General features: G+C 76.7%; 23 protein-coding genes. 20 read left to right on the forward strand and 3 right to left on the reverse strand.

Translation table 11 applies throughout. From position 1 onward, the window contains the following. Positions 1-14 precede the first annotated feature (14 nt). Genes ACYX4T_RS25730 through ACYX4T_RS25745 form a run of 4 tightly spaced genes read left to right on the forward strand, consistent with a single transcriptional unit; the run spans position 15 to position 4,457 of the window. Positions 15-1,727, forward strand: coding sequence for an AMP-binding protein (locus ACYX4T_RS25730; protein WP_476012050.1), 1,713 nt, complete (start codon positions 15-17; stop codon positions 1,725-1,727). After that, complete coding sequence (locus tag ACYX4T_RS25735) at positions 1,724-3,301, forward strand: FAD-dependent monooxygenase (RefSeq protein WP_476012051.1); 1,578 nt, start codon at positions 1,724-1,726, stop codon at positions 3,299-3,301. Before ACYX4T_RS25730 ends, ACYX4T_RS25735 begins: the two co-directional genes overlap by 4 nt. 60 nt (positions 3,302-3,361) lie before the next feature. Further along, complete coding sequence (locus ACYX4T_RS25740) at positions 3,362-4,075, forward strand: TetR/AcrR family transcriptional regulator (protein ID WP_476012052.1); 714 nt, start codon at positions 3,362-3,364, stop codon at positions 4,073-4,075. 31 nt (positions 4,076-4,106) lie between these two features. After that, positions 4,107-4,457, forward strand: a complete 351-nt coding sequence (locus ACYX4T_RS25745; RefSeq protein WP_476012053.1) for a TfoX/Sxy family protein — start codon at positions 4,107-4,109, stop codon at positions 4,455-4,457. On the opposite strand, the gene menE is transcribed toward ACYX4T_RS25745, so the two are convergent. Next, on the reverse strand, positions 4,406-5,563 hold the full coding sequence (menE, locus tag ACYX4T_RS25750) for an o-succinylbenzoate--CoA ligase (protein WP_476015373.1): 1,158 nt from the start codon (positions 5,561-5,563) through the stop codon (positions 4,406-4,408). The two genes, ACYX4T_RS25745 and menE, sit on opposite strands and share 52 nt — an antisense overlap. Positions 5,564-5,590: 27 nt before the next feature. Here menE and ACYX4T_RS25755 point away from each other — a divergent pair, with 27 nt between their 5' ends. The 8 genes from ACYX4T_RS25755 (at position 5,591) to ACYX4T_RS25790 (ending at position 11,764) form a co-directional block, all read left to right on the forward strand. Further along, on the forward strand, positions 5,591-6,541 hold the full coding sequence (locus tag ACYX4T_RS25755) for an o-succinylbenzoate synthase (RefSeq protein ID WP_476012054.1): 951 nt from the start codon (positions 5,591-5,593) through the stop codon (positions 6,539-6,541). After that, positions 6,538-6,990, forward strand: coding sequence for a cyanase (cynS, locus tag ACYX4T_RS25760; protein ID WP_476012055.1), 453 nt, complete (start codon positions 6,538-6,540; stop codon positions 6,988-6,990). The genes ACYX4T_RS25755 and cynS overlap by 4 nt, the downstream gene beginning before the upstream one ends. Positions 6,991-7,172: 182 nt before the next feature. Beyond that, the gene (locus ACYX4T_RS25765; protein ID WP_476015374.1) at positions 7,173-7,994 is read left to right on the forward strand and encodes a TIGR02569 family protein; all 822 of its coding nucleotides are present in this window, start codon (positions 7,173-7,175) and stop codon (positions 7,992-7,994) included. Between the two features lie 166 nt (positions 7,995-8,160). After that, positions 8,161-9,528 (forward strand): nitrate/nitrite transporter, encoded by a 1,368-nt coding sequence (locus ACYX4T_RS25770; protein WP_476012056.1) that lies wholly within the window; start codon positions 8,161-8,163, stop codon positions 9,526-9,528. 53 nt (positions 9,529-9,581) lie between these two features. Next, positions 9,582-10,421: a uroporphyrinogen-III synthase gene (locus ACYX4T_RS25775; protein WP_476012057.1), complete on the forward strand. Its 840-nt coding sequence runs from the start codon at positions 9,582-9,584 to the stop codon at positions 10,419-10,421. After that, the gene (locus ACYX4T_RS25780) at positions 10,418-11,092 is read left to right on the forward strand and encodes a sirohydrochlorin chelatase (RefSeq protein ID WP_476012058.1); all 675 of its coding nucleotides are present in this window, start codon (positions 10,418-10,420) and stop codon (positions 11,090-11,092) included. The genes ACYX4T_RS25775 and ACYX4T_RS25780 overlap by 4 nt, the downstream gene beginning before the upstream one ends. After that, positions 11,089-11,463: a hypothetical protein gene (locus ACYX4T_RS25785; protein ID WP_476012059.1), complete on the forward strand. Its 375-nt coding sequence runs from the start codon at positions 11,089-11,091 to the stop codon at positions 11,461-11,463. The genes ACYX4T_RS25780 and ACYX4T_RS25785 overlap by 4 nt, the downstream gene beginning before the upstream one ends. A gap of 43 nt (positions 11,464-11,506) precedes the next feature. Then, positions 11,507-11,764, forward strand: a complete 258-nt coding sequence (locus ACYX4T_RS25790; RefSeq protein WP_476012060.1) for a hypothetical protein — start codon at positions 11,507-11,509, stop codon at positions 11,762-11,764. A gap of 88 nt (positions 11,765-11,852) precedes the next feature. On the opposite strand, the gene ACYX4T_RS25795 is transcribed toward ACYX4T_RS25790, so the two are convergent. Then, the gene (locus ACYX4T_RS25795; protein ID WP_476012061.1) at positions 11,853-12,830 is read right to left on the reverse strand and encodes a hypothetical protein; all 978 of its coding nucleotides are present in this window, start codon (positions 12,828-12,830) and stop codon (positions 11,853-11,855) included. A gap of 492 nt (positions 12,831-13,322) precedes the next feature. Between ACYX4T_RS25795 and ACYX4T_RS25800 the strand changes: the two genes are divergently transcribed. From ACYX4T_RS25800 to ACYX4T_RS25825, 6 genes are all read left to right on the forward strand, one after another. Then, positions 13,323-13,841 carry an MSMEG_0572/Sll0783 family nitrogen starvation response protein gene (locus tag ACYX4T_RS25800; protein ID WP_476012062.1) on the forward strand — a complete coding sequence of 173 codons (519 nt, stop codon included), beginning with the start codon at positions 13,323-13,325 and terminating at the stop codon, positions 13,839-13,841. Positions 13,842-13,951: 110 nt separating this feature from the next. After that, positions 13,952-15,124, forward strand: a complete 1,173-nt coding sequence (locus ACYX4T_RS25805) for an MSMEG_0568 family radical SAM protein (RefSeq protein WP_476012063.1) — start codon at positions 13,952-13,954, stop codon at positions 15,122-15,124. Positions 15,125-15,129: 5 nt separating this feature from the next. Further along, positions 15,130-16,659, forward strand: coding sequence for an MSMEG_0567/sll0787 family protein (locus ACYX4T_RS25810; RefSeq protein ID WP_476012064.1), 1,530 nt, complete (start codon positions 15,130-15,132; stop codon positions 16,657-16,659). Continuing rightward, complete coding sequence (locus ACYX4T_RS25815) at positions 16,656-17,540, forward strand: carbon-nitrogen hydrolase family protein (RefSeq protein ID WP_476012065.1); 885 nt, start codon at positions 16,656-16,658, stop codon at positions 17,538-17,540. Before ACYX4T_RS25810 ends, ACYX4T_RS25815 begins: the two co-directional genes overlap by 4 nt. 10 nt (positions 17,541-17,550) lie before the next feature. Next, complete coding sequence (locus tag ACYX4T_RS25820) at positions 17,551-18,384, forward strand: carbon-nitrogen hydrolase family protein (protein ID WP_476012066.1); 834 nt, start codon at positions 17,551-17,553, stop codon at positions 18,382-18,384. Next, positions 18,384-19,484 carry an MSMEG_0565 family glycosyltransferase gene (locus ACYX4T_RS25825; protein WP_476012067.1) on the forward strand — a complete coding sequence of 367 codons (1,101 nt, stop codon included), beginning with the start codon at positions 18,384-18,386 and terminating at the stop codon, positions 19,482-19,484. Before ACYX4T_RS25820 ends, ACYX4T_RS25825 begins: the two co-directional genes overlap by 1 nt. Positions 19,485-19,532: 48 nt before the next feature. On the opposite strand, the gene ACYX4T_RS25830 is transcribed toward ACYX4T_RS25825, so the two are convergent. Continuing rightward, a complete protein-coding gene (locus ACYX4T_RS25830) occupies positions 19,533-19,853 on the reverse strand; it encodes an MGMT family protein (RefSeq protein WP_476012068.1) in 321 nt (106 codons plus the stop codon). Positions 19,854-20,014: 161 nt separating this feature from the next. Here ACYX4T_RS25830 and ACYX4T_RS25835 point away from each other — a divergent pair, with 161 nt between their 5' ends. Together ACYX4T_RS25835 and ACYX4T_RS25840 are read left to right on the forward strand one after the other, a co-directional pair. Continuing rightward, the gene (locus ACYX4T_RS25835) at positions 20,015-23,311 is read left to right on the forward strand and encodes an ATP-dependent helicase (protein WP_476012069.1); all 3,297 of its coding nucleotides are present in this window, start codon (positions 20,015-20,017) and stop codon (positions 23,309-23,311) included. Further along, on the forward strand, positions 23,308-26,832 hold the full coding sequence (locus tag ACYX4T_RS25840) for a UvrD-helicase domain-containing protein (protein ID WP_476012070.1): 3,525 nt from the start codon (positions 23,308-23,310) through the stop codon (positions 26,830-26,832). The genes ACYX4T_RS25835 and ACYX4T_RS25840 overlap by 4 nt, the downstream gene beginning before the upstream one ends. Positions 26,833-26,852: the final 20 nt, after the last annotated feature.

Genomic DNA, 26,852 nt, shown 5'->3' on the forward strand with positions numbered 1-26,852 from the left:
GAGGAGGAGCCACCATGTCGGTCGAGACCGTCCCGCCGGCACCGCCGGCACTCTCAGCCCCGCCGGCCCCGTCGCCGCCGTTCCGGCCCGAGCTCGCGGACCGCTACCGCCGCGAGGGTCACTGGGGCACCGAGCCCCTCGGGGAGGTCCTGCGCGCCGTGGTGCGCCGCCGACCCGGGCACCCCGCGCTCGTCACCCCGGAGTCCCGCTGGACGTACGCCGACCTCGACGCCGCGAGCGACGCCCTCGCGGCGGGGCTGCTGACGCGCACCCCGCTCCGCCCGGGTGACCGGGTGATGGTCCAGCTCGGGAACGTCGCCGAGACCGTCGTCGCCTACTACGGCGCGGTCAAGGCCGGCATCGTGCCGGTCTGCACGCTGCCCCAGCACGGCGTGCGCGAGATCGGCCTGCTCGCCGAGCACACCGGCGCGCGCGGCCACCTCGTGCAGGCCGACGCCCCGCGCCGCGACCTCGTCGCCGAGGGGCAGCGCCTGCAGGAGACCGTCGACGGGCTGGACACGCTCATCGTCGTCCGCGGGCCCGCGCCGGCGGGGGCGGTCGCGTTCGACGAGCTCCTGGCCGCGGAGGCCGCGGAGGCCACGGAGGCCACGGCGCTCCCGGACCTCGACCCCGACGACGTCGTCGCCTTCCAGCTCTCCGGGGGCACGACGGGCCTGCCCAAGGTCGCCCCGCGCCGTCACCACGAGTACGCCTACAACTTCCTGGCCTGGGCGCGCGCCCTCGAGCTCGACGAGGACTCGGTGGTGATGCACCCGCTGCCGATCATGCACAACGCCGGGATCGCCGCGGCCCTGCAGCCGGCGCACCTCACGGGCGGCACTTTCGTGCTCGCGCCCAACGCGGACGCCGGGACGGTGCTGGAGCTGGTCGAGCGCGAGCGCGTCACCGTCGTGCCCGTCGTGCCGCCCGCCGTCGCGATCCGCCTGCTCGACCACCCGCGGGCCCGCGGGACCGACCTGCGCAGCCTCCGGAGGTTCGCCCTCGGCGGGCAGCGCCCGTCGGTGGAGCTGCTCGACCGTCTCGAGGCCGAGCTGGGCATCCCGACACAGCAGATGTTCGGCATGGCCGAGGGGATGTTCCTGTACACGCCGCCCGAGAGCCCCCGATGGGTCCGCCGGCACACCGTCGGCACGCCGATCTCGCCCGCCGACGAGGTGCGCGTGCTCGACGTGGGCACCGACGACGAGGTGGCCGACGGCGAGCTGGGCGAGATGGCCTGCCGCGGGCCGTACACGATCCCGGGCTACTACCGGGCCGAGGCGCACAACGGGAACGCCTTCACCGCCGACGGCTTCTACCGCACCGGCGACCTCGTCACGCGCCACGTCGTCGACGGCGTCCCCTTCTACGCGATCGACGGTCGCATCAAGGACGTCATCAACCGCGGGGCCGAGAAGATCCACGCGGAGGAGGTCGAGGAGCTGCTCGTGCGCCACCCGGCCGTCCACGGGGCCGCGCTCGTCGCGATGCCCGACGCCGTGCTCGGCGAGCGCCTCTGCGCCTACGTCGTGCCCGCGGGGGAGACGGCTCCGACGCTCGAGGAGCTCACCGCGTTCCTGCTCGACCAGGGGCTCGCACGGTTCAAGCTGCCGGAGCGGGTGGAGGCCGTCGCGGCGTTCCCGCTGACCTCGGTCGGCAAGGTCTCGAAGAAGGACCTGCGCGCCGACATCGCGGCCAAGCTCGAGCACGAGGGGAGCCCGTCGTGAACCTGGGCAGCATCGCGGTGCTCGGCGGCGGCCCGGCGGGCCTGTACGCCGCGCGTCTGTTCAAGCTCGCCCACCCCGCGGCGCGGGTCGTGGTGCACGAGCAGTCGACGCCGGAGACGACCTTCGGGTTCGGCGTCGCGATCGCCGCGCGGACCCAGCGCAACCTCGAGGCCGCCGACCCGGCGACGCTCGCGGACATGCTCGCCGCCGGGCGCCCGCACGACATGCGGATGCTCGTCGGCGACCGGGAGGCGCGCGTCCACAACGGGGCGCTCATCGGCATCGCGCGCCCGGAGCTGCTGGCGATCCTCACCCGCCACGCCCGGGCGGCGGGCGTCGAGATCGAGCACGGACGCCGGGTCGCGGTCGAGGACCTGGACGCCGACCTCGTGGTCGCGGCCGACGGCGTCAACAGCCGCACCCGCGCCGCGCTGGCCGACGAGCTCGGCGCCCATGTCGACGTCGCCGGCGGGCTCTACCTCTGGGCCGGCGTCGACGTCGCCCTCGACACGGCGATCTTCGCGCCCGCCACCACCGCCCACGGCACGTTCGTCACGCACGCCTACCCCTACGCGGGAGGTCGCAGCACCTTCCTCGTCGAGACCGACGAGGCGACGTGGCGGGCGGCGGGGTTCGACGCGACGACCGAGGAGACGCCGCCCGACGCGTCGGACACCGCGTCGCTGGATTACCTGTCGGACGCGTTCGCCCACCGGCTCGGCGGGCACCGGCTCATCGGCAACCGCACCCGCTGGCTGCGGTTCCGCACCGTGCACTGCGAGCGGTGGACCCACGGCAACGTCGTCCTGCTCGGGGACGCCGCGCACACCGCGCACTACTCGGTCGGGTCGGGCACCAAGCTCGCGATGGAGGACGCGATCGCGCTGGTCCGCGCGGTCGACGCCGCCGGCGACCTGCCGTCGGCCCTGCGGGGCTACGAGGCGGAGCGCCGGCCCCAGGTCGAACGCCTCCAGGAGCTCGCGCGCCGCAGCCGACTGTGGTGGGACTCGTTCCCGCAGCGCACGCACCTGCCGGTCGACCAGCTGATGGTCGCCTACATGACCCGCACCGGGAACGTCGACCTCACGCGCTTCGCCGGCACCAGCCCCGACGTCGCGCGCCGCGGGCTGGCGGCGTACGCGGGCACCGACGGCTCCGACCTCGCCGCCCTGCCCGACGACCTCCCCGCCTGGGTGCTCGACCGGCCGCTCGACCACGGCGGTCGCCACTGGCCCGGGCGCCTGCTCGACCCCGCCGACCGCGACCGTCTCTCGGCGCCCCCCGAGGACACCGCCGGCGACCTGGCCCGCGTCGCGGTCGACCTCGACGACCCGTGGAGCGCCGACGGCGACGCCCTGGTCAAGCGGCTGCACGACCTCGCCCAGCGCGGGTGGCACGGCTTCTGGCTGACCGGGCCGGCGGCGCGCGGCGCCGTCCTCACGCGCCTCGACGTCGGCGAGCGGCTGCGCGAGGAGACCGGGGCGCTGGTCGTCGTCGAGGGGCCGCCGGACACGCTGGGGGACCTCACCGCCGGCCTCGTCGCGGGGCGCACCGACCTGGTCTGCGCGGGGTAGGGCGCCGACGGGCACGATGGGGCGGGACCGGCCGGGGACGAGGCCGAGCGGGGGGCGGGGATGGCACGGCAACAGAGCCGCCGACGGCTGGTGGCCGACGAGCTGCTGGAGCACGCGGGCCGGCTGTTCGCGACCAAGGGCTACGCGAACACGTCGTTCCAGGACATCGCCGACGCCATGGGCGTGAGCCGGCCCGCGCTGTACCACTACGTCAGCAACAAGGAGGAGATCCTCGCTGCGCTCGTCCGTGACGTGCTCGAGCGCGTGGTGGAGATCCTCGAGGAGTCGGCGGCGCGCGAGGACCTCGACGCGGGCGAGCGCGTCGAGCTCGCGCTGCGGCGGATCATCGTCAACAACGCGCACAACACGTCGCGCTTCCGGCTGCTCGACCGCAGCGAGCCCGACCTGCCCGAGGAGATCGCCGAGGTGCACCGCGCGGCCCGGCGCCGCGTGCTGGCGCTGCTCACCGGGATGATCGAGGCGGCCGTGGCGGCGGGCCACTTCCGGCCCCTGCCGGCGCGGACGGTCGCCCTCGCGATGCTCGGCACCGCGAACTGGGTGGCCTGGTGGTACCGCCCGGACCACGACGGCGACGCCGAGGCGGTGGCCGACGTGCTGGTGGACGTCGCGCTCTCCGGCGTGCGGCGGCACGAGGGCCGGCAGGTCGAGGCCGGGCCCTGGGCGGCGCTGGCGCTGCTGCGCGAGGACATCAGCCACCTCGAGTCGGCGATGACGAGCGCGCTGCGCAGCCCGGACGGTGACGTCGGGCGGTGACGTGGGGCACGAAGCTCGCCATACTCCGCCCGTGGCCTACGACACCGAGCTCGCCGAGCGGCTGCACGCCCTGCTCGCCGGGCACGACGACCTCACCGAGAAGCGGATGTTCGGCGGTCAGGCGTTCCTGCTCGGCGGGCACATGGCCGTCTGCGCGGGCAGCCGGGGCGGGCTGATGGTGCGCATCGACCCGGCGCGCGCCGAGACCCTGCTCGATCGCGCGGGCGCCCGGCCGACGGAGATGCGCGGGCGCCCGATGCGCGGCTGGCTCGACGTCGAGGGCGAGCTCGACGACGCCGCGCTGCAGGGCTGGGTCGACGAGGGCGTGACCTACGTGCGGTCACTGGAGCCCAAGGAGCCGCCCGGGGAGCCGGCCAGGTAGGCCCGCAGGGCCGCCCGGTCGGGCTTGCCGATCCCGCGCAGCGGCAGGGCGTCGAGCACCGCCACCGCCCGCGGCGCCGCCCGCCCGAGGTCCGGCGCGACCGCCGCCCGCAGCGCCTCGCCGTCGAGCCCGTCCCCGACGACGGCGGCCACGACGCGGGCGCCCCACTCGGGGTCGGGCACCCCGACCACGCACGCCTCGCGCACCCCGACCTGGGCGAGCAGCGCGCGCTCGACGGTCGCGGGGGCGACGTTCTCGCCGCCGGTGACGATGACGTCGTCGGCGCGCCCGAGGACCGCGAGGCGGCCGTCGGGGGACCAGGCGCCGAGGTCGCTGGTGCGGAAACGTCCGTCCGCGGCGAAGGCCGCGCGGTCGGCGTCGGACACCGCGCCCCGGTAGCCCGCCGCGACCGTCCCCCCGCCGAGCACGATGCGCCCGTCGGGCTCGAGGTCGACGGTGACGCCGTCGAGCGGGCGGCCGTCGTAGACGCAGCCGCCGCAGGTCTCGCTCATGCCGTAGGTGGTGACCACCGGGACCCCCGCCGCGCGGGCCCGTTCCAGCAGCGCGACGTCCGCGGCCGCCCCGCCGAGCAGCACCGCGGTGAACGACCGCAGCGCGTCGAGCGCGGCGCCGCCCGCGTCGAGCAGGCGCCCGAGCTGGGTGGGGACGAGCGAGGTGTAGGCGGCGCCGGCCTCGCCCGCGAGCGCGGCGAAGGCGTCGGGGCGGAACCCCTCGCGCAGGTCCATCGCCGCGGCGGGCGCCCCGGCGTGCGCGGAGCGCAGCAGCACCTGGAGGCCGGCGACGTGGTGGGCGGGCAGCGCGAGCAGCCAGCGCCCGGGCGGGCCGATCCGCCGGTGGGTCGCGTCGGCCGAGGCGCGCAAAGCGGACGCGGGGAGCAGCACGGCCTTGGCGTCGCCGGTGGAGCCCGTGGTCGTGACGACGGCCGCGACGTCGTCGTCGACCGGGGCGGTCAGCGCCGCGGCCGGGGCCTGCTCGCCGGGACCGGTCGGCAGCACCGCGGGACCCTCGCCGTCGAGCGCGGCGGCCGCGAGCTCGCCGAGGTGTGCCGCGGCCCGCGGGCTCCCGTCGGTCGGGACCGGCTCCACGGCGCGCACCGATCTAGGGTAGGCGCGATGAGCGGGGTCTTCGTCGTGGCGCTGCCGATGCGCACCCGGTTCCGGGGGATCACGGCGCGCGAGACCGCGCTGGTCGAGGGCCCGGCGGGCTGGGGCGAGTTCTGCCCGTTCGTCGAGTACGACGACGCCGAGGCGCTCGGCTGGTGGCGCTGCGCGCGCGAGGCCGCGCACGAGGGCTGGCCCGCGCCGGTGCGCGAGCGGGTCGAGGTCAACACCACCGTGCCCGCCGTCGGGCCCGGGCAGGCGCACCGGATGGTGCGCGACTCCGGTGCGCGCACGGCCAAGGTCAAGGTCGCCGAGAAGGGCCAGGACGCGCGCGACGACCTCGCCCGGGTCGAGGCGGTCCGCGACGCGCTGGGCCCGGACGGGCGGGTGCGGGTGGACGCGAACGGCGGCTGGGACGTCGACGGTGCCGTCGCCGCGATCACGGCGCTGGCGCGGGCCGCGGGCGGGCTGGAGTACGTGGAGCAGCCGTGCGCGTCGGTCGACGAGCTGGCCGCGGTGCGCCGCCGGGTCGACGTGCCGGTGGCCGCGGACGAGTCGATCCGCCGGGCCGAGGACCCGCTGCGCGTCGCGCGCGCCGGGGCCGCCGACGTCGCGGTGCTGAAGGTCGCGCCGCTGGGCGGGGTGCGCGCGGCGCTGCGGGTGGCCGAGGAGATCGGGCTGCCGTGCGTCGTGTCGTCGGCGGTGGAGAGCTCGGTGGGCCTGGCCGCGGGACTCGCGCTCGCCGGGGCGCTGCCGGAGCTGCCGTACGCCTGCGGGCTGGGCACGGCGGACCTGCTCGCCGGCGACGTCGTCGCCACCCCCCTGTACCCGGTGGACGGCTACCTCGACGTCCCCCGCCGGCCGCCGGAGCCGGATCCCGCATTGCTCGCGTGTTACGCCGCGGATCCGGCCGCGCGCGACCGGTGGACCGCGCGTCTGGCCCGGGTACAAGGGCTGTCATGAGCGACAAGGACGACCGCCTCGAGGCCGGCCGCGACATCGTGCGCGCGAAGGAGGCCCGGGGCGTCAGCTGGGCGGAGCTCGCGAAGGCGCTGGACCGGTCGCTGGTCTGGACGACGTCGGCGCTGCTCGGGCAGCAGCCGCTCGACGCGGAGCAGGCGCGCACGATCGGCGACCTGCTCGACCTCGACGAGGTCACCGTCGACGCCCTGACCCTGCCCCCGGTGCGCGGCGACCTCGCCCACGACCCGACGGAGCCGGTGACGTACCGCCTCCAGGAGGCCCTGCAGGTCTACGGGACGAGCATCCACGAGCTCATCCGCGAGGAGTTCGGCGACGGCATCATGAGCGCCATCGACTTCACCCTCGACCTCGAGCGCGTCGAGGACCCCAAGGGCGACCGGGTGAAGCTGACGTTCAACGGCAAGTTCCTGCCGTACAAGGTCTGGTAGAAGTACCGAGACACGCCGGGTCGGGCTGAGGGGGTCGCTCCCCGCGCGCGAGTAGCGTGCGCAGCGTGACCGCCGCGCCCACGCACAAGACGGCGCCCTCGCCCGAGGCCCCACCGCCCGAGGCCGAGGACGCCGAGGCGGTCGCGGGCACGGCTACCGGGGCCGCCGGGTCGGACCCGCGCCTGGAGCACGGCCCGCCCGAGCACGTCCGCACCGCGTTCGGCGTGCGCGACGCCGTGCCGCGGCCGCGCCCCGACCTCCCCGGCCCCGCCTGGCGCTGCGACTCGCTGGTGCTGCGACCGGTCGCGGACACCGTGCTGGCGGCGTGGTCGGCGGGCGCGATCGAGGAGCTCGCCACCGTCGGCGTCGACGGGCTGCGCCTCGCGCGGCCGGTGCGCGCCAGCGACGGCCGCCGCGTGGTGGCGGGGTGGGCCGCCAGCCACGACGTCGCGGGCCGCGTCGAGCCGCGCCACGACGACGTCGTCGCCGCCTCCCTGCGCCTGCACCGGGCGACGGCGCGCCTGGAGCGCCCCCGCCTGGTCGACGACCGCGACGACCTGCTCGCCCGCGCCGACCGTGCGGCGTTCGGCGAGCGCACCGTCCCGCTCGACCCCGAGACGGGCGGCACGCTGTTCGGCGAGCTCGCCCGTCGCCGGCGTGCGCTGGAGCGCCCGTCACAGCTCGTGCACGGCGACCTGTTCGGCACCGTGCTCTTCGACCCGTCCGACCCGGGCGCGCCGCCCGCGGTGCTCGACCTCGTGCCGTTCTGGCGCCCCGTGGAGTGGGCGGCGGCGGTCGTCGTCATCGACGCCCTGGCCTGGGGCGGCGCCGACCCCGGCATCCTCACGCGCTGGTCGCACCTCGCGGCGTGGCCGCAGATGCTGCTGCACGCGCTGCTGTTCCGGCTCGCGGTGCACGCCCAGCACCCCTCGTGCACCCGCGAGTCGCTGCAGGGCCTCGAGCACGCGGCGCGCCTCGTCGGCAGCCTGCTGCCGCCGTCCTGAGCGCGCCGTCCCGAGCCCGCCGTCCTGGACTCGGCAGGGTGACGCGGCACGCACGGTGCGTTCCCGCCACGGCAACCCGCGGTCACGCCCGCGTCACACCGGCTTCCTAACGTCCGCCTCTCCACCACCGACCGGCTGCCCCGCGGCCGGGTGAGGAGGCGAGACGATGACCGCAGCGCTGCTGCGCGGACGCTGGATCGAGGACTGGCGTCCCGAGGACGAGACGTTCTGGCAGCGCACGGGCAAGCGGATCGCGAACCGGAACCTGTGGTTCTCGGTCTTCTCCGAGCACATCGGGTTCTCGATCTGGACCCTGTTCTCGGTCCTCGTGCTCTTCATGGGGCCCGACTACGGCATCGACGCGGCCGGCAAGTTCCTGCTGGTCTCGGTGGCGACGTTCGTGGGGGCGGCGCTGCGCCTGCCCTACAGCCTCGCCGTCGCGGTGGTCGGCGGGCGGAACTGGACGGTGATCAGCGCCGCGCTCCTGCTCGTGCCGACGATCCTGCTGGCCGTGGTCATGGAGCCCGGCACCTCGTACACCACGTTCGTCGTGATCTCGGCGCTCGTCGGGCTCGGCGGGGGCAACTTCGCGTCGTCGATGACCAACATCAACGCGTTCTTCCCGGACCGGGCCAAGGGCGCGGCGCTCGGCATCAACGCCGGCGGCGGGAACCTGGGCGTGGCCGTCATCCAGCTCGTCGGCCTGCTGGTCATCGCGACCGCGGGCCCCGACGCGCCGCGCCTGCTGCTCGCGGTCTACATCCCGCTGATCGTGCTGTCGCTGGTGGGCGCCGCGCTGTTCATGGACAACATCGCGTCGGTGCGCAACGACGCCGGCGCGCTCCGGGAGGCCGCCCGCGACGCCCAGACGTGGGTGATGGCGTTCCTCTACATCGGGACGTTCGGGTCGTTCATCGGCTACAGCTTCGCCTTCGGCCTGGTCCTGCAGAACCAGTTCGGCCGGACCCCGCTGCAGGCCGCGGCGGTGACCTTCATCGGTCCGCTGCTGGGGTCGCTGATCCGCCCCGTCGGCGGCTGGCTCTCCGACCGCGTCGGCGGCGTGAAGGTCACCTTCTGGAACTTCGCGGCGATGGCGGTGTCCACCGTGATCTGCATCGTCGCGTCGGGCATCGACTCGCTGGCCCTGTTCACCGTCGGGTTCGTGCTGCTGTTCATCACGTCGGGCATCGGCAACGGCTCGACGTACAAGATGATCCCGTCGATCTTCCGCACCAAGGCTCTCGCCGCGACCGAGGAGCGCGGGTGGGACCGGGAGACCGCGCTGCTGTGGGCGCGGCGCATCTCCGGCGCCGCGATCGGCATCACCGCGGCCGTCGGCGCGTTCGGCGGCCTGCTCATCAACCTGGCGTTCCGGTCGTCGTTCCAGGCCACGCAGTCGGGCGCGCCGGCGTTCTGGGCGTTCCTGGTCTTCTACGCGGCCTGCATGGCGGTGACGTTCGCCGTCTACATGCGCAACGCGACGGCGGCGACCGACCCGAGGACCGGCACGCGCGTCTCCTACGCGGAGGTCTGATCCCCGTACCGACGCCGTCGCGCCTCGTCACGACCTATCCTGGAGGTGTGATCGTGAGCGGGCCGCTGACCGGGTGGCGGGTCGGCGTGACGGCCGACCGTCGCGCCGACGACCAGCTCGACCTGCTGCGCCGCAAGGGCGCGGAGGTCGTGCACGGCCCGACGATGCGGATCGTGCCGCTGGAGGACGACGCGGAGCTCGCCGCCACCACGCGGGCGCTGCTCGCCGACCCGCCGGCCGTCGTCGTCGCCACCACCGGGCAGGGGTTCCGGGGCTGGCTCGAGGTCGCCGAGAGCTGGGGGCTGGGCGAGGAGCTGGCGCGGGTGCTGGCGTCGGTGACGCTGCTCGCGCGCGGCCCCAAGGCGCGCGGGGCGATCCGCGGCGCGGGGCTGCGGGAGGCGTGGTCGGCGGACGCGACGGAGTCGTCGCCCGAGGTGCTCGAGCACCTGCTCGCGACCGGGGTCGACGGCACCCGGGTCGTGGTGCAGCGCCACGGCGACCCCATGACGGACTTCCTCGCGGCGCTGCGCGCGGCCGGGGCCGACGTGACCACCGTCGACGTCTACCGGTGGGAGCCGCCGCCGGACCTGCCCGCGGTCGACGCGCTCATCGACGCGATCGTGGCGCGCGCGGTCGACACGGTGACCTTCACGAGCGCGCCAGCGGTCGAGGGGCTCGTGCACCGGGCCGAGGCGCGGGGTCTGCGCGCCGAGGTGGTCGCCGCGCTGCGCGCGGGCCTCGACGGGGGCGGGGTGCTCGCCTGCTGCGTGGGGCCGGTGACCGGCGCGCCGCTCGAGCGCCTGGGCGTCGTCGGCATCGCGCCGGAGCGGTTCCGCCTGGGCGCGATGGTGAAGCGGCTCGAGGAGCACGCGCGCGCCGTGGCGGGCGTGTGAGCGCTCCCGCCCTGCTCCTGCTCGCCCACGGCACGCAGGACGCCGCCGGCCGCGAGACGTGGGAACGGCTGACCGCCGCGGTGGCGCGGGCCGTGCCGGACGTCGAGGTGCGGCTGGCCTACGCCGACGTGGTGAGCCCGACGATGGCCGAGTCGCTCGCCGGGCTCGCCGGCCCCGTCGTGATCGTGCCGGCGTTCCTGGCCGCCGGGTTCCACGTGCGCGTCGACGTGCCCGAGCAGCTCGCGGCCACGGGCCGCACCGACGTCGTCGTCGCCGAGGCGTTCGGGCCCGACCCGCAGCTGGTGGGGGTGCTGCTCGACCGGCTCGCGGAGGCCGGTGCGCAGCCCGGCGACACCGTGGTGCTCGCCGCGGCGGGCTCGACCGACCCGCGCGCCCGCGGGGACCTGGACACCGCGGCGGCGCTGCTCACCGCGCGCGTGGGGCACGAGGTGCCGGTCGGCTACATCGCCGGCGGCGAGCCCCGGGTGGCGTCGGTGGTGGCGTCGGCGGGGTCGCGGGGACCGCGGGTCGTCGTGGCGAGCTGGCTGCTCGCGCCCGGGGCGTTCCACCGGTGGCTCGCCGGCGCGGGCGCGGCGGTCGTCGCCGAGCCGCTGGGCGAGCACCCGGACGTCGTCGCCGTCGCCGTGCGGCGCTACCGGGCGGCGACGTGACCGCGCGGGGCCGGGCGCCGGTCGGGCTGGTCGTGCGCCTCTTCGCGTCCGACGGGCGCTGGATCGCCTGGTACCGGCCGGGGCTGCCGTACCTGTGGAACACCGGTGACCGGTGGATCGGCTGGTTCCCCTGGGCAGACGAGACGACGCCGGAGCCCCGTGACGACGTGCTCGACCCGTCCGACGCGTACCTCGGCACGGTCGTCGGCGACCGTCTCCTCGTGCGGACCGCACGCCGGCCCCGGCCGATCCCGTCGAGGGTCCCTGAGCCGCGACGACCGGTCGGACCGCCCGATGTGGACCGGGCGCAGGCCGTCCCTCCACCGATCGGGTTCACGGACGTGCCGCTCGACCGGCTCGTCGGCGACTGAGCGCCACACCGAGGTTTACTCGGCGTCACGATGGGGTGATGCTGTGACCATGCTCGCCCGGGTCATCGGCACGATCGTCATCATCCTGGTGCTGTTCGCGATCATCTCGAACCCCCAGGACGCCGCCGAGAACACGCGCGACGGCGCCTCGACCCTGGCGGACGCCGGGACGTCGATCACGGTCTTCCTGTCCAGCGTGGTCAACAACCTCGCGGGGACGACCAGCTCCTCCACGGGGACCTACTACTACCCGTCCGGCGGCATCGAGACGGGCGACGGCTCCACCCCGACCCTCCGCTGACCCCCGGCCGTACGAGCGATGCGGCATCGCTGGCGTCTGACGCCAGGATCGCCACATCCTCGATGCCGCGACACGCCGTGAGGTGGGCTCAGGCGTGGGGCTGCAGCTCGGTGACCGCGACGACCCGCGGGGCCGGCAGCAGAGCAGCGACCGTGAGGCCCTCGCGGATGTCGTCCTCCACCCCGCTCGGGTCGTCGTGGATCTGTGTCGGTCGTGAGCCGATGACGACGAGACCGGCGTCCCGCAGCGACCGGCGCCGTCGCACGGTCGCCTCGACCTGCTCGGGGGTGGCGAAGTGCGCCTCCACCGAGTCGATCTCCCACACCAGTCCGACATCCTCCACGTAGGCGTCCACCACGGCGAGGAGTCGCCTGTCGGGTCGCAGGAGACGCACGTTGAACCCGGCCGGAGGCAGGTCCCTCGCGAGCCACCACTCGCGGGCGTCGAACTCCGCCGCCGAGTGCACCCCGGCGAGCAGCGCGCGCAGGACGAGGCGGGGCGCGGCGGTGCCCTTGCGGCACCCGGCCTCGAGCTCCTCCTCGAGGTGCTCGGGCAGGAGCATCCCGCGTTGGCAGGGTTCGGCCAGCAACGCGGAGATCGACCTCGGGGCCCGCCGGCGACGTGCCTCGTCGAGGATCGCCCGGACCAGGGGCGCGACGGCGTGGCCGCCCCGCTCGACGGGGCGCGGCGGGCGGGTGGTCCGCTCCACGAGGACGAAGCCGACGCTGCGCACCTGTCGATGGGCGGGGACGAGCACGTGCACGACGTCGTCGTCGTCGGGGAGGCGGCGCAGTCCGTGGTGCCGGCACGCGGCCACGCCCGTCAGCATCGCGCCCTCGCCGCAGTACACGAGGGCGGCGATCTCGCGCTCGCGGCGTGTCGGCGTGCCGTTGTGGAGCAGGATGATCCCGGGCAGGAGGCGCTGCCAGGGGCCGCCGTGGCGGCACCGGCGATAGACGGTCGTCTCGTCCATCCCGAGCGCGACGAGCGTGCGCACCGCGACGACCCCCTCGACGCTCACCGCGGTCAGCAGGTCGGGATCGCCGAGCCAGTCTCCGTGTCGCACGGTGGGAGTGTCGGTCGGTCGTCCGCCGGAGCGTGAGCGTCGTCGTGCTGCCCTGTGGACGCCGCGGGGGGATGGGGACCGGCCGCGCGCACGCCGGCCGACCGCACCATGGGGATGGCGCAGGGCGTTGCTGCTCGTGGCGGCGTTCGGCGGTCCCGCCGTGGTCCCGACGCGGCGAGGGGCACGTGAACCCCTGGCCCGGCGTGTCCCGTCGCCGACGGTGTGGCGATCCTGGCGTTGAACGCCAGCGATGCCGCATCGCTCGTAGGTGGGTCACCGCGGTGAAACACGCGGGGGAGGACGACCCGCTCTCGTAGTCACGAGGAAACACTTCGGAAATCGGTCGTTGGTGTGCTGGGTCGCAGCGAGGAACGGTCCCGCCGCTCCTCCCGCGGGGTCGGCGAGGACCCCGCTCCCTCCCCACGATGCCCGGCGCCGCACGCCCGCGCCGTCCGTCCCACCGTGTCCCACCCCGGCTGCCCGAGGAGAACCATGACCAGCACCGAGCTCTCCGACGTCGAGAAGAAGAGCCTCGAGGAGATCCCGCACCCGTCGCTGCCCGAGGGCTCGAGCATCTACGGCGGCACCAAGGTCTTCCCCGACCTCCAGGCCGAGAACGGCGAGACCTACTTCACCCTCGTGCACGGCATCGCGCACGAGTCGTCGGTCAGCTTCGTCGCCGTCCTGCAGGCCACCCGCGCGCTGCGCAAGGGCTTCGAGTCGGCCATGTACTTCTACGGCCCCGGCTCCCTGAACTGCCTGGCCACGCGCGGGTTCCCCACCACCGGCACCTCGGCGTTCCCCGGCGAGCACAACATCAACGACCAGCTCAAGACGTTCATGGGCGAGGGCGGCAAGGTCTACTGCTGCCGCTTCGGGCTGTCGCTGCACGGCGCCCGCGAGGAGGACCTCATCGAGGGCGTCATCCCGACGCACCCGCTCGACGTCCAGGACGCGCTCATCCACTACGCCCGCAAGGGCGCGATCATCAACTCGACCTACCAGCTCTGACGCGCCGCGGCCGGTGCGGGACCACCCCGCACCGGCCCCAAGCCACCCCGCACCGAGAGTCCTGGAGGTCCGCCATCACATCCGATCCCGGGCTGTCCGCCCGCTCCGAAGTGGCCGTCCGCGGCGTCGCGCTCGACCTCCCCGACAGCACCACCGACCGCACCACCGACAGCACCACCGACCGCACCACCGACCGCACCACCGACCGCACCACCACCGACAGCACCACCACCGACCTCGGCGCGACGATCCCCCTGCGCCGCCCCGGTGGGGCCGGCCCGTCCGCCGACGGCCACCTCCTCGTCGACGGGCTCCGGACGACGGTCCCCATCGACCCCGCGAGCCCCTACCGCCTGCGCAACGGGCGGCTCGTGCGCACCGGTCCCGACGGCGGCGTCACCGACCTCGGCGTCGACGTCGCCACCGTCGCCCGCCCCGCCTTCTACGACCTGCGCACCGCCGACGGCGTCGGGTACGAGAAGATCGCCCGCCTGCACGGCGACGACGTCCTGGCGACGACGGTCGTGCAGACCTGCGTGCGCTACGGAGCCGACGACGACAGCGAGGACCGCTGCCGCTTCTGCGCCATCGAGCAGTCGCTGCGCTCCGGCGCGACGACGGCCGTGAAGACGCCCGAGCAGCTCGCCGAGGTCGCCGAGGCCGCGGTCCGCCTCGACGGCGTGCGGCAGATGGTGCTCACCACCGGGACGACCAACGGCCGCGACCGCGGCGCCCGCCACCTCGCCCGCTGCGTGCGCGCGATCAAGGCCGCGGTGCCCGGGCTGCCGATCCAGGTCCAGTGCGAGCCGCCCGCGCCGTCCGACCTCGCCGCGCTGCACGAGCTGAAGGCGGCCGGCGCCGACACGATCGGCATCCACGTCGAGTCCCTCGACGACGCCGTGCGCGCCCACTGGATGCCGGGCAAGGCCACCGTCCCGCTGAGCCAGTACCGGCTCGCCTGGGACGAGAGCGTGCGCCTGTTCGGCCCGAACGCCGTCTCGACCTACCTCATCGTCGGGCTCGGCGAGGATCCCGACGAGCTGGTCGCCGGGGCCGCCGAGCTCGTCGACCGCGGCGTCTACCCCTTCGTCGTCCCCTACCGCCCGATCCCGGGCACGCTCGCCTTCGCCGACGGCGACCCCGCGCCCGACCCCGAGCTCCTCGCCGAGGTCACCGCCCGCGTCGCCAAGGTCCTGCAGGCCGCCGGGATGCGCGGCGCCGACCAGGCCGCCGGCTGCGCGGCGTGCGGCGCGTGCTCGGCGCTGTCGGCGGCGGGGGGCTGAGGATCGTGTCGCTCCTCGACGACTCGTTCGGGCTGGGGGCCGCCGACGAGATCCTCGGCGGCCGCACCCGCCGGCCCGCCCGCGACGTCACGATCACCGAGGCGCCCGCCGCCGACGCCCGCCACCCCGACGTCGGCGCCCACCGGGCCCTGCGGCGCGCGGTGTTCGTCGACGAGCAGGGGCTGTTCCGCGACGACGGTGTCGGTGACCTCGACGAGCACGACCACGACCCGCGCGCCGTCGTGCTCGTCGCCCGCGACGGGGCCGGCGAGGTGCTCGGCGGGGTGCGCCTCGCGCCCGTCGACCCCGACGTCGCCCGCCCCGACCTCGGCTGGTGGACGGGCAGCCGCCTCGTCGTCGCCCCGAACGCCCGGCGTCGCACCGGGGTCCGGATCGGGGCCGCGCTGGTCCGCGCGGCGTGCGCCCGCGCCGAGACGGCCGGGGTGCTGCGGTTCGAGGCCGACGTGCAGGCCGTCAACGAGACCCTCTTCCGCCGCCTGGGCTGGCAGCGGGTCGCGCCGACGACCGTGCGGGCGCGCCCGCACGTGCGCATGCGTTGGCCCGTCGGGCGTTTCGCCGCGCTGGTCGCCGCGACGAAGGCCCCGCTCGGCGAGCTCGTCGCCGGCCTGGCCGGCAGCGGCGCGCACCTCGGCGACGACGGCGCCCCGGTGCCGGGCAGCGACGTCGTCGCGGCCTGCGACGCGATCCTGCCCGCGATGGTCGAGCGCGACCCGGAGTGGGCCGGCTGGTGCGGGGTGCTGGTCAACGTCAACGACCTCGCGGCCATGGGCGCCGCGCCGACCGCGCTGCTCGACGCCCTCGGCGCCCGCGACGCCTCGTTCGCCCACCGCGTGCTCACCGGCCTGCGCGCCGCCGCCGACGCCTACGGGGTGCCGGTGATCGGCGGGCACACCCAGCTCGAGGTGCCCGCGTCGCTGGCGGTCACGGCGCTCGGCCGCACGACGACGCCCGTCCCCGCCTCCGGCGGCCGCCCCGGCATGGCCGTGCGGCTGACCGCCGACCTCCACGGCACCTGGCGCCCGGGCTACACGGGCCGGCAGTGGGACTCGACGTCGACGCGCGCGCCGGCCGACCTGCGGGCGATGGTCGGGGCGATCGGCCCGCACGCGGCGCACCGGCCGGCGGCCGCGAAGGACGTGTCGATGGCCGGGGTCGTCGGCACGCTCGGGATGCTCGCCGAGGCGTCGGGGACCGGCGCGGTGCTCGACGTCGCCGCGGTGCCCCGCCCGCCCGGCGCGACCCTCGCCGACTGGTTGACGTGCTTCCCCGGCTTCGCCCTGCTCACCGCCGACGAGCCGGGGGCACCGGCACCGTCGGCGGGGCCGGCGACGAGCGCGGTGTGCGGGGCGCTGACCGAGAGCTCGACCGGACCGGGCGGGGTGGCCCTGCGCTGGCCCGACGGCGAGACCACCGAGGCCGTCGCGGGCGGCGTCACCGGACTGGGCCCCGCTGGAGCCCCCGCCCGGACCACCGAAGGGACCACCGCCCGGACCACCGAAGGGACCACCCCATGACCGCCAGGACGTTCGCCGCCGCGGCCGCGGGCTTCGGCCGCGACCTCGACGAGGACTTCGCGCGGATCGAGGCGCTGCTCGCGCAGGCCCGGGCCGCGGGCGCCGACCTGCTGGCGCTGCCCGAGGCGGCGCTGGGCGGGTACCTGTCGTCGCTGCACGAGGGTCCAGCCACCAACGATCCGGCTGACGTGCCGCCCCAGCTGGACGTCGACGGGCCCGAGGTGCGGCGGCTGGTCGCGATGGCCGGCGACACGGTCGTCACCGCGGGCTTCTGCGAGCGCGGCGACGCGGCGTCGGGCGGGCGTCCGTACAACAGCGCGGTGGCGGTCACCGGCGACGGCGTGCTCGGCCACCACCGCAAGGTCCACCAGCCGCTCAACGAGCACACCTCGTACGCGGCGGGCGACCGGTTCACCGCGTTCGACACGCCGGTCGGCCGGCTCGGCATGATGATCTGTTACGACAAGGCCTTCCCCGAGGCCGCGCGGGCGCTGGCCGTCGACGGGGCGCGGGTCGTGGTGTGCATGTCGGCGTGGCCGGCGTCGCGCACGAACCAGGCACCGGTGCTCGCCGACGACCGCTGGACCCGCCGCTTCGACCTCTTCGACCGCGCCCGAGCGCTGGAGAACCAGATCGTCTGGGTGTCGGCGAACCAGGCCGGCACGTTCGGGGACATGCGGCTCGTGGCGAGCGCGAAGATCGTCGACCCGGGCGGGGAGGTCCTCGCCACCACGGGCACCGAGGCGGGGCTGGCCGTCGCGTCGGTCGACGTCGACGACGCGGTGGACGGCGCGCGCCGGTTCATGGGCCACCTGCGCGACCGGCGGCCGGCGTCGTACGACGCGGCACCACTCGCCCCCGTCCCGGCGCGGGCCGGCTAGGGGCCGACGGGTGGTCCGCCTCGCCGCCGCCGCGGCCCACTTCACCCGGGACGTCGGGTTCGACCTCGACCGCATCAAGATGATCATCTCGCACGCGCGGGACGCCGGGGTCGCGCTGCTCGCGCTGCCCGACGGGGCGCTGGGCGGGTACCTCACCGACCTGCGCCACCCCGACGTCGACTGCCTGCCGCCGCTGCTGGAGCCGAACGGCGACGAGGTGCGGTCGGTGATCGACATCGCCGGCGAGATGATCGTCTGCCTCGGGTACAGCGAGCGGGGTCCGGACGTCGGTGGACGGTCGCTGCGCTACGACGCCGCGGTGTGCCTCTCGGGCGACGGCATCCTCGGGCGGCACCGCAAGGTGCACATCCCCGCCGGCATCGCGTCCCTGTTCACCGCCGGCGACGGCTTCTCGGCGTTCGACACGCCGATCGGGCGGATGGGCCTGCTCATCGACCACGACAAGACCTTCCCGGAGGCCTCGCGCGCGCTGGCGGTGGACGGCGCGGAGATCATCGCCTGTCTCTCGGCCTGGCCGACGTCGCTGACCAACCGCGCGCCGCGCATGGCCCAGGACCGCCAGGCGCGGCTGTTCGACCTCTACGACCAGGCGCGGGCGGCCGAGAACCAGGTCGTCTGGCTCTCGTCGAACCAGAGCGGGCGGCACGGGGCGCTGCACTTCCTGGGCCGGGCGAAGGTCGTCGGGCCCGGCGGGGAGATCCTCGCGCGGACGTGGTCGAAGGGCGGGCTGGCCGTGGCCGAGGTGGACCTGCCGGGCGCGGTGGGCGCCGCCCGGGCCGTGCTGCACCACCTCGTCGAGCGCCGGCCCGAGACGTACACGTGATGCGCATCGCCCTGCTGACCTACTCGACGAAGCCGCGCGGCGGGGTCGTGCACACGCTGGCGCTGGGCGAGGCGTTCGCGCGGGCGGGGCACGAGGTCACGGTGTGGGCGCTCGCGCGGGGCGGGGACACCGGGTTCTTCCGCCCCGTGTCCGCCGACGTGACCGTGCGGCTGGTGCCGGTGCCCGAGATCGACGGCGAGTCGGTGGGGGAGCGGATCCTGCGGTCGATCGCGCTGCTGGCCTCCGAGTTCGCCGGGGCGTACGACGTCGTGCACGCGCAGGACTGCCTGACGGCGAACGCGGTGGGTCGGGCGCGGGGCTACGACGACCTCTGGCGGACCGTGCACCACCTCGACCGGTTCACCACACCCGAGCTCGCGGCGTGCCACGAGCGGGCCCTGGTGGAGCCGGCGGCCCTGGTGTGCGTGTCGGAGGCGGTGGCGGCCGAGGTGCGGACCGGGTGGGGCCGGTCGCCGGCGGTGATCGGGAACGGGGTGGACGCGGCCCGCTTCGCCGCGGCGGCGTCGGCGGGCGCGGGGGAGCCGTGGCGGGCGCGCCACGGGCGCTACGTGCTCGCCGTCGGCGGGATCGAGCCGCGCAAGGGGACGCTGGAGCTGGTCGAGGCGATGGCGCTGCTCCCGGGCGTGCCGCTGCTGATCGCGGGCGGGGACACCCTGTTCGACTACCGGCCCTACCGCGAGGAGGTGTTCGCGCGGGCCGCGGCGCTGGGGGTGTCGCCGGTGGTGCTGGGGCCGGTCGACGACGCCGACCTGCCCGGGCTCGTGGCAGGTGCGGCGGTCTTCGCTTTCCCGTCGACGAAGGAGGGCTTCGGGCTCGCGGCGATGGAGGCGCTCGCGGCGGGCGTGCCGCTCGTGACGCGGGACCTGCCGGTGCTGCGCGAGGTGTTCGCGGGCGCGGCGCGCTTCGCCGACGGGCCGGAGGGCTTCGCGCGCGAGATCGGGCGGGTGCTCCACGGGTCCGACCCGGAGCTCGACCCGGCCCACGCGACGGTCGGCCGGGCGCTGGCCGCCGCCCACACCTGGGACGCCGCCGCCGCCGCCCACCTGGACCTCTACCGCCGGAACCCCGCGCACGCCTGAGCCCGTCGCTCGCACACGGGGTGTGCGAGCGATGCGGCTTTGCTGGCGTCAGACGCCAGGCTCGCCACATCCTCGTTCGGCGACACGCCGTACGCGGTGGTTCGCGAGCACCACGCGCCCGTCGCGGATCTCGACGCCCTCGGCGCGCAGGCGCGCGTGCTGCTCGTCGGCGATGTGCGGCGCGCTGGTCCCGTCGGCGCGCAGGACGCGGTGCCACGGCAGGTCGGCGCCGTCGTCGCGCAGCACCCAGCCGACCACGCGCGCCGAGCGCTCGCCGGCGGCCGCGGCCACGTCGCCGTAGGTCGCCACCCGTCCCTCGGGGATCGCCATCACCGCCGCACGGATGCGGTCGTGCCGCGCCTCGTCCACGCGGGCAGTCCAGCACGCTCGCCTCGATGCCCGGCGTGTCGCCCGGCGAGGATGTGGCGAGCCTGGCGTCTGACGCCAGCAAAGCCGCATCGCTCGCACACCCCGTGTGCGCCGGACCCACGAGCCCACCCGGCGCGGGGTTGTCGGGGGGTCGTGGTGGAGTGGTGCCCGTGAGCCACCCGACGAGCGCCGACCGCGCCCCCGAGCTGCGCCGCGCCGCGGCGTGGGTGCCGGGCGAGCTGGTGCTCGACGACGCCGGGCGCCGCCTCCTCGAGCACGACGCGGGCTTCCTGCGCGTGCTCGGCGGGCCCGGCACGGGCAAGACCACCCTGCTCGCCGAGCGGGTCGCCCGCCTGCTCCACGCGCAGCCCGATGCGCGCCCGCTCGTGCTCGTCGGCGACCGGCGCGCCGCGGCCGCCCTCCGCGAGCGCATCGCCGCGCGGCGGCGGGCCCTCGACGACGCCGACCGGCCCGCGCGCGCGGTCGCCGAGCCGCTCGTGCGCAGCGTGCACTCCTACGCGTTCGCCGTCCTGCGCCGCCACGCCGAGCGCCGCGGCGAGGCCCCGCCGCGCCTGCTGCCCGGCGCGCAGCAGGACGCCATGGTCCGCGAGCTGCTCGCCGGCGAGGTCGCGGGCGCCGGGGTGGCGTCGGGCTGGCCGCTCCGGATGCGGCCCGCGCTCGAGGCGCCCGCGTTCGCCGGCGAGGTGCGCGATCTCCTGCTGCGCGCCGCCGAGCGCGGCGCCGGGCCCCGCGAGCTGGCCGACCTCGGCAAGCGCCACGGCGTGCCCGCCTGGATCGCGGCCGGGCGCTTCTACCGCACCTACGAGGAGGTCACGCTCCTGCGGGCGGCCGCGGGCTCCGCGAACCCGCTGGCGAGCGCGCCCCCGCTCGACGCCGCCGAGCTGGTCGCGGCCGTGCTCGACGCCTTCGTCACCGACCCCGAGCTCCTCGAGGCCGAGCGCGCCGCGGTGCGCCACCTCGTGGTCGACGACGTCCAGGACATGGACCCGCAGCAGGTCGAGCTCGCCCGCGCCCTCGGCGCCGCCGCCGACGACTGGGTGCTCGCCGGCGACCCCGACTCCTCCGTGCTCGGCTTCCGCGGCGCCGACCCGTCGCTGCTGCGCGACGCCGACCCCGGCGGGCTCGCCACCGTCGTCCTGCACCCCGACCACCGCAGCCGCCCCGCCCTGCGCGCCGCCGTCGCCCGCGTCGTCGCCGCCCTGCCGGGCACCGGCCCGGGACGGACACGGACCGCGCCGCCGCAGCACGACGACGGGCACCAGCACGAAGAGCGCGACCACGGAGACGACGACGGCCGCGTCACCGTCGACGTCTACGCCACCCCCGGGCGCCAGGCCGCCGCGGTCGCCGACCGCCTGCGCCGCGCCCACCTCACCGACGGCGTCCCCTGGTCGCGCATGGCCGTCGTCGTGCGCAGCGTCTCGGGCTCGCTGCCGCCGCTGCGCCGGGCGCTGCTCGCCGCGGGCGTCCCGCTCGCGGTCCCCGCCGACGACACCCCGCTGGCCGCGCTGCCGGCCGTCGCCCCCCTGCTCACGGTCCTGCGCTGCGCTGCGGACCCGCAGCGCCTCGACGCCGACACCGCCCTCGGGCTGCTCTCCTCGCCCCTCGGCGGCGCCGACCCGCTCGCCGTGCGCCGGCTGCGCCGCGGGCTGCTGCGCCGCCACGAGGCCGGCGGCGGCGCGGCCGACACCCCCAGCGACGCGCTGCTCGTCGACGCCCTGCTCGACCACCTCGCGCAGGAGAAGAACCCGCTGGCGCTGCTGAGCCCCTCGGAGGCGGCGCCGCTGGCCCGGGTCGGCGAGCTGCTCGCGGCCGCCGCGGGCGCGATCGACGCCGGCGCCTCGGTGCCCGACGTCCTCTGGGCCGTGTGGGACCGCAGCGGGCTGCAGCGCCGCTGGGTCGCCGCCAGCGAGCGCGGCGGGGTCACCGGCGCGCAGGCCGACCGCGACCTCGACGCCGTCGTCGCGCTGGTCGAGCGCGCCGCCCGCTACGTCGAGGACCTGCCCGGCGGCACCGTCGCCGGGTTCGTCGCGCAGGCCGACGACCAGCGCATCCGTGCCGACACCCTCGCCCCGCGCGCCCCGGACGGCGAGGCGGTCGCCCTGCTCACCGCCCACGCGTCGCGCGGCCGGGAGTGGGACGTGGTGGTGATCCCCGACGTGCAGGAGGGCACCTGGCCCGACCTGCGCCGCCGCGGCACGCTGCTCGGGGTCGAGCGGCTGGTCGACGTCCTCGCCGGCATCCCCGACGACCCCGCCGTCGCGGGCCAGGCGCCGCTGCTCGCCGAGGAGCGCCGGCTGTTCGCGGTCGCGCTGTCGCGGGCGCGGCGCGCGGTGCACGTCAGCGCGGTCGAGGCCGAGGACGTCACGCCCTCACGCTTCCTCGACGACGTCGACGGCGGCGGGGTGGCGGACGAGTCGGCCGATCCCGCCGACGCCCAGCGGCCCCGCAGCCGGCCGGGACGGGCGCTGGTGCTGGCGGAGCTGGTCGGCGAGCTGCGCCGCGTCGTCACCGACCCCACGGCCGAGCCCGGTCGCCGCGAGCGGGCCGCCGAGGGGCTGGCGCGCCTCGCCGACGCCGGCGTGCCGGGCGCCGACCCCGACGACTGGTACGGCCTGCTTACCCCGTCCACCGACGCGCCGCTGCGCCCGCCCGGCCCGATCGCGATCAGCCCGAGCGCGGTGGAGACGATCCTGACCTGCCCGCTGCGCTGGGCCCTGCAGACCCACGGCGGCGACGACACCGACTCGCTCGCCTCCGTCACCGGCTCGCTCGTGCACGCGCTGGTCCAGCGCGCCGCCGAGGGCGCCGAGGCCCGCGAGCTCGACGAGGCGCTCGACGTCGCGTGGGCGTCGGTCGACGCGGGCGCGCCCTGGTTCTCGCGCCGCGAGCTCGCCAACACCCGCCGCATGCTGGCGAGCTTCCTGACCTGGCGCGACCAGACGCGCGCACAGCTCACCGAGGCCGCGGTGGAGCGCGAGCTCGAGGTCGCGGTCACCGACGGGGTGCGGGTGCGCGGGCGGGTCGACCGCCTGGAGATCGACACCCGCGGCCGGCCGGTGATCATCGACGTGAAGACGGGCAAGACGCCGATCTCGAAGGCCGACGCGCAGGCCCACCCGCAGCTCGCGGTCTACCAGCTCGCCACGGCGCTGGGCGCCTTCGCCGAGACGCTCGCGGGTCCCGACCGCACGGCCGCGCGCAGCACGCCGGGCGGGGCGCGCCTGGTCTACCTCTCGCGCGCCGGCACCGCGGCCAAGGAGCGCGCGCAGGAACCCCTCGACGAGGAGGGCCTCGCGCAGTGGCGCGAGCACGTCGGCGCCGCGGCACGCGCCACCGAGGGCCCGGTGTTCGTCGGGCGCGAGAACGACGCCTGCCCGCGGTGCCCGGTGCGCACCGCCTGCCCGGTCCACGTCTCCGGAAGGCAGGTCCCGTGACCGCGCTCGCGCCCCCGGGCACCGGGCTCGTCGACCCCGTCGAGCTCGCCGAGCGCCTCGGCCTGCGCCGGCCCACCGAGGAGCAGGCCGCGGTGATCGGCGCGCCGCTCGAGCCCGCGCTGGTCACCGCCGGCGCCGGTTCCGGCAAGACCGAGACGATGGCCGCGCGCGTCGTGTGGCTCGTCGCCAACGGCCTGGTGCGCCCCGAGCAGGTGCTGGGCCTGACGTTCACGCGCAAGGCGGCCGGGCAGCTCGCCGACCGGGTGCGCCGCCGCCTGCGCGTGCTCGGGGCGTCGAGCCTGCTCGACGAGCTCGACCCGACGGGCGACCGCCGCCTCGCCGCCCGCGCCGGCGAGCCCACGATCTCGACCTACCACGCCTACGCCGGGCGCCTGCTCACCGAGCACGGCCTGCGCCTGCCCGTCGACCCCGGCGCGCGCCTGCTCTCGCCCACCGCGTCGTGGCAGCTCGCGCACCGCATCGTCGCCACCTGGGCCGCGGACCTCGACACCGACCGCGTGCCCGCCACCGTCACCGCGCTCGTGCAGGCGCTCGCCGGCGAGCTGGGCGAGCACCTCGCCGACCCGGCGGTGCTGCGCGGGCACGCCGAGCGCTTCGCCCGCGCCGTCGAGGACGCCCCGCCGGCGAAGGGGCAGCGGCCCGCCCTGCCGCAGGCCCTCGCGAACCGCGTCGCCACCCAGCGGTTCCGCGCGGCCCTGCTGCCCCTGGTCGAGGAGCTGGCCGCGCGCAAGCGCGCCGAGCGCTGCCTCGACTTCGCCGACCAGATGGCCGCGGCCGCCCGCCTCGCCGAGGGCCACGACGAGGTCGGGGCCGCCGAGCGCGACGCGTTCCGCGCGATCCTGCTCGACGAGTACCAGGACACCGGGCACGCCCAGCGCATCCTGCTGCGCTCGCTGTTCGCCGGCGACGAGAGCACCACGGTCACCGCGGTCGGCGACCCGTTCCAGTCGATCTACGGCTGGCGGGGCGCGAGCGCGGCGAACCTGCCCCGGTTCGTCACCGACTTCCCCCGCGTCGGCGCCGACGGCGAGCACCTCGCCGCGACCCGCCACGGCCTGCTGACCAGCTTCCGCAACCCGCCCGAGGTCCTGGCGCTGGCCAACGAGGTCGCCGAGCCCCTGCGCCACGCCGGCGTGCCCGTCGACGAGCTGCGGCCCCGTCCCGGCGCGCCGTCCGGGGACGTGCGGGTCGCGCTGCACGGCGACGTCGAGGCCGAGCGGGCGTGGGTCGCCGACGCGATCGCCGACCGCTGGCGGGCGGCCGCCGACGCCGGTGCGGAGCCGCCGACCACGGCGGTGCTCGTCCGTCGCCGCGCCGACATGAGCGCGCTCGCCGCCGCGCTGCGCGCCCGTGACCTGCCCGTCGAGGTCGTCGGCCTCGGCGGCCTGCTCGACGAGCCCGAGGTGCGCGACGTCGTGTCGGCGCTGCGCCTGGTGGTCGACCCGCTCGCGGGCGGGGCCGCGGTCCGGCTGCTCACCGGCGCGCGCTGGCGCATCGGCGGCGCCGACCTCGCCGCGCTCTGGCGCCGGGCGCGCGAGCTCGCGGCGCCGGCCGAGGCCCGGCACGACACCCCGAGCAGCACCGTCAGCCAGGCCGTGCCCGACCCCGTCGCCGCCGCCCTGCCCGGCGAGCACGCCGAGCGTGCCGGGCTGGTCGACGCGCTCGACGACCTCGGCCCGCCCGCGCGCTACTCGGCCGCGGGCTACGAACGCCTCCGGCACCTCGCCCACGAGCTGACGATGCTGCGCCGCCGCGTCACCGCGCCGCTGGTCGACCTCGTCGCCGACGTCGAGCGCGTGCTGCTCCTCGACGTGGAGACCGCGGCGCGCCCCGGGCCCACCGGCCGCGCGCACCTCGACGCGTTCGCCGACGTCGTCGCCGACTTCACCGCCGGGGCCACCGCGTCCGGGGGCACCGCGACCGTCACCGCGCTGCTCGCCTACCTCGACGCCGCCGAGGACGCCGAGGACGGGCTGACGCCGGGCGAGGTCGACGTCGCGGACCCGGCCACCGGCGGCACGCGCGTGCAGGTGCTCACCGTGCACGCGGCCAAGGGCCTCGAGTGGGAGCTGGTGGCGCTGCCGCACGTCGTCGACAAGGTGTTCCCGGCGGCGAAGCGGTCGGGGTCGTGGCTGACGTCGGTGGCGTCCCTGCCGGTCGACCTCCGCGGCGACCGGCCCGACCTGCCCGCGCTCGACCTCGACGATCTCGAGGCGGCCGCCGACCGCAAGGAGGTCGCCGAGCGCCTCGACGCCCACGAGCGCGCCTTCGACGACCGGCGGCTGATCGAGGAGCGCCGCCTGTTCTACGTGGCCCTGACCCGCGCCGAGCACGCCCTGCTCGTGTCCGGGCACTGGTGGGGCGAGACGGGCGACAGCCCGCGCGGGCCGTCCGAGCTCCTCGCCGAGGTGGGCGAGCTCGTGGCCGCCGGGCGGGGCGGGGTCGTCGACACCTGGGCCGAGCCGCCCGACGAGGGCGAGCCGAACCCGATGGCGGAGGCGGTGCACGAGGCGGCGTGGCCGGTCGACCCGCTCGGGTCCCGGCGCGCGGCGGTCGACGAGGGCGCCGCGCTGGTCCGGGCGGCCCGGGCCCCCCGCGCGGCGGCGCCCGAGGACGCCGGTGCCGGGGCGGGCGACGACGAACCGGACCCCGAGGGCTGGACCGCCGACATCGAGGTCCTGCTCGCCGAGCGGGCGGCGGCGCGCGACCGCCACGCGCGGGTGCTGCTGCCCCCGCAGCTCTCGGTCAGCCAGCTCGTCGACCTCGCCGCCGACCCCGGTGCCCTGGCCCGCCGCCTGCGCCGCCCCGTGCCGCGCCCGCCCGACCCGCGGGCGCGCCGCGGCACGGAGTTCCACGCCTGGCTGGAACGCTGGTTCTCGGCCACCGAGCTGCTCGAGTTCGACGAGCTGCCCGGCGCCGCCGACGAGGACGCCGACGCCGCGGCCGACCCCGCCGGTGCCGCGGACGCCGCGGAGCTGCGCGAACGGTTCGTCGCGAGCCGGTGGGCGAACCGCACGCCGGTGGCGGTCGAGGTGCCGTTCGAGACCGAGGTCGCCGGCACGCTGGTCCGCGGCCGCATCGACGCGGTGTTCGCCGACGCCGACGGCGGCGCCACGGTCGTCGACTGGAAGACCGGCGGGCTCCCGCACGAGGACGCGCTGCCGGCCCTCGCGGTCCAGCTCGCGGCCTACCGGCTGGCGTGGTCGTCGCTGTCGGGCACCCCGATCGAGAAGGTCCGCGCCGCGTTGCACTACGTCCGCCACGACCGGACCGTCAGCCCCGCCGACCTGCTCGACGCCGCCGGGCTGCGGGCGCTCGTCGCGGCGGTGCCGGAGGAGCTGCGCGCCCCCGAGGGCGACCCGGCGGCGTCCGGCGGCGCGACCGGTCCCGGCACCGACCCGGCCCGGGGCCGGGACGGCGACGCCACCGACGACGGGGAGCACGGCGACCCGGACCGCGACGACGGGCCGGCGGAGGACGTCGACCTCGACCCGCGCTGAGAGCGCGCGACGCCACCGGG

Source organism: Actinomycetospora sp. ABD4_176 (genome assembly GCF_056311855.1).

Excerpts from the sequence above, each read along its gene's own strand:
- ACYX4T_RS25730 (WP_476012050.1), top strand. The coding sequence starts at position 15 with ATGTCGGTCGAGACCGTCCCGCCGGCACCGCCGGCACTCTCAGCCCCG.
- ACYX4T_RS25740 (WP_476012052.1), top strand. The coding sequence starts at position 3,362 with ATGGCACGGCAACAGAGCCGCCGACGGCTGGTGGCCGACGAGCTGCTG.
- ACYX4T_RS25755 (WP_476012054.1), top strand. The coding sequence starts at position 5,591 with ATGAGCGGGGTCTTCGTCGTGGCGCTGCCGATGCGCACCCGGTTCCGG.
- cynS (WP_476012055.1), top strand. The coding sequence starts at position 6,538 with ATGAGCGACAAGGACGACCGCCTCGAGGCCGGCCGCGACATCGTGCGC.
- ACYX4T_RS25770 (WP_476012056.1), top strand. The coding sequence starts at position 8,161 with ATGACCGCAGCGCTGCTGCGCGGACGCTGGATCGAGGACTGGCGTCCC.
- ACYX4T_RS25800 (WP_476012062.1), top strand. The coding sequence starts at position 13,323 with ATGACCAGCACCGAGCTCTCCGACGTCGAGAAGAAGAGCCTCGAGGAG.
- ACYX4T_RS25815 (WP_476012065.1), top strand. The coding sequence starts at position 16,656 with ATGACCGCCAGGACGTTCGCCGCCGCGGCCGCGGGCTTCGGCCGCGAC.
- ACYX4T_RS25825 (WP_476012067.1), top strand. The coding sequence starts at position 18,384 with ATGCGCATCGCCCTGCTGACCTACTCGACGAAGCCGCGCGGCGGGGTC.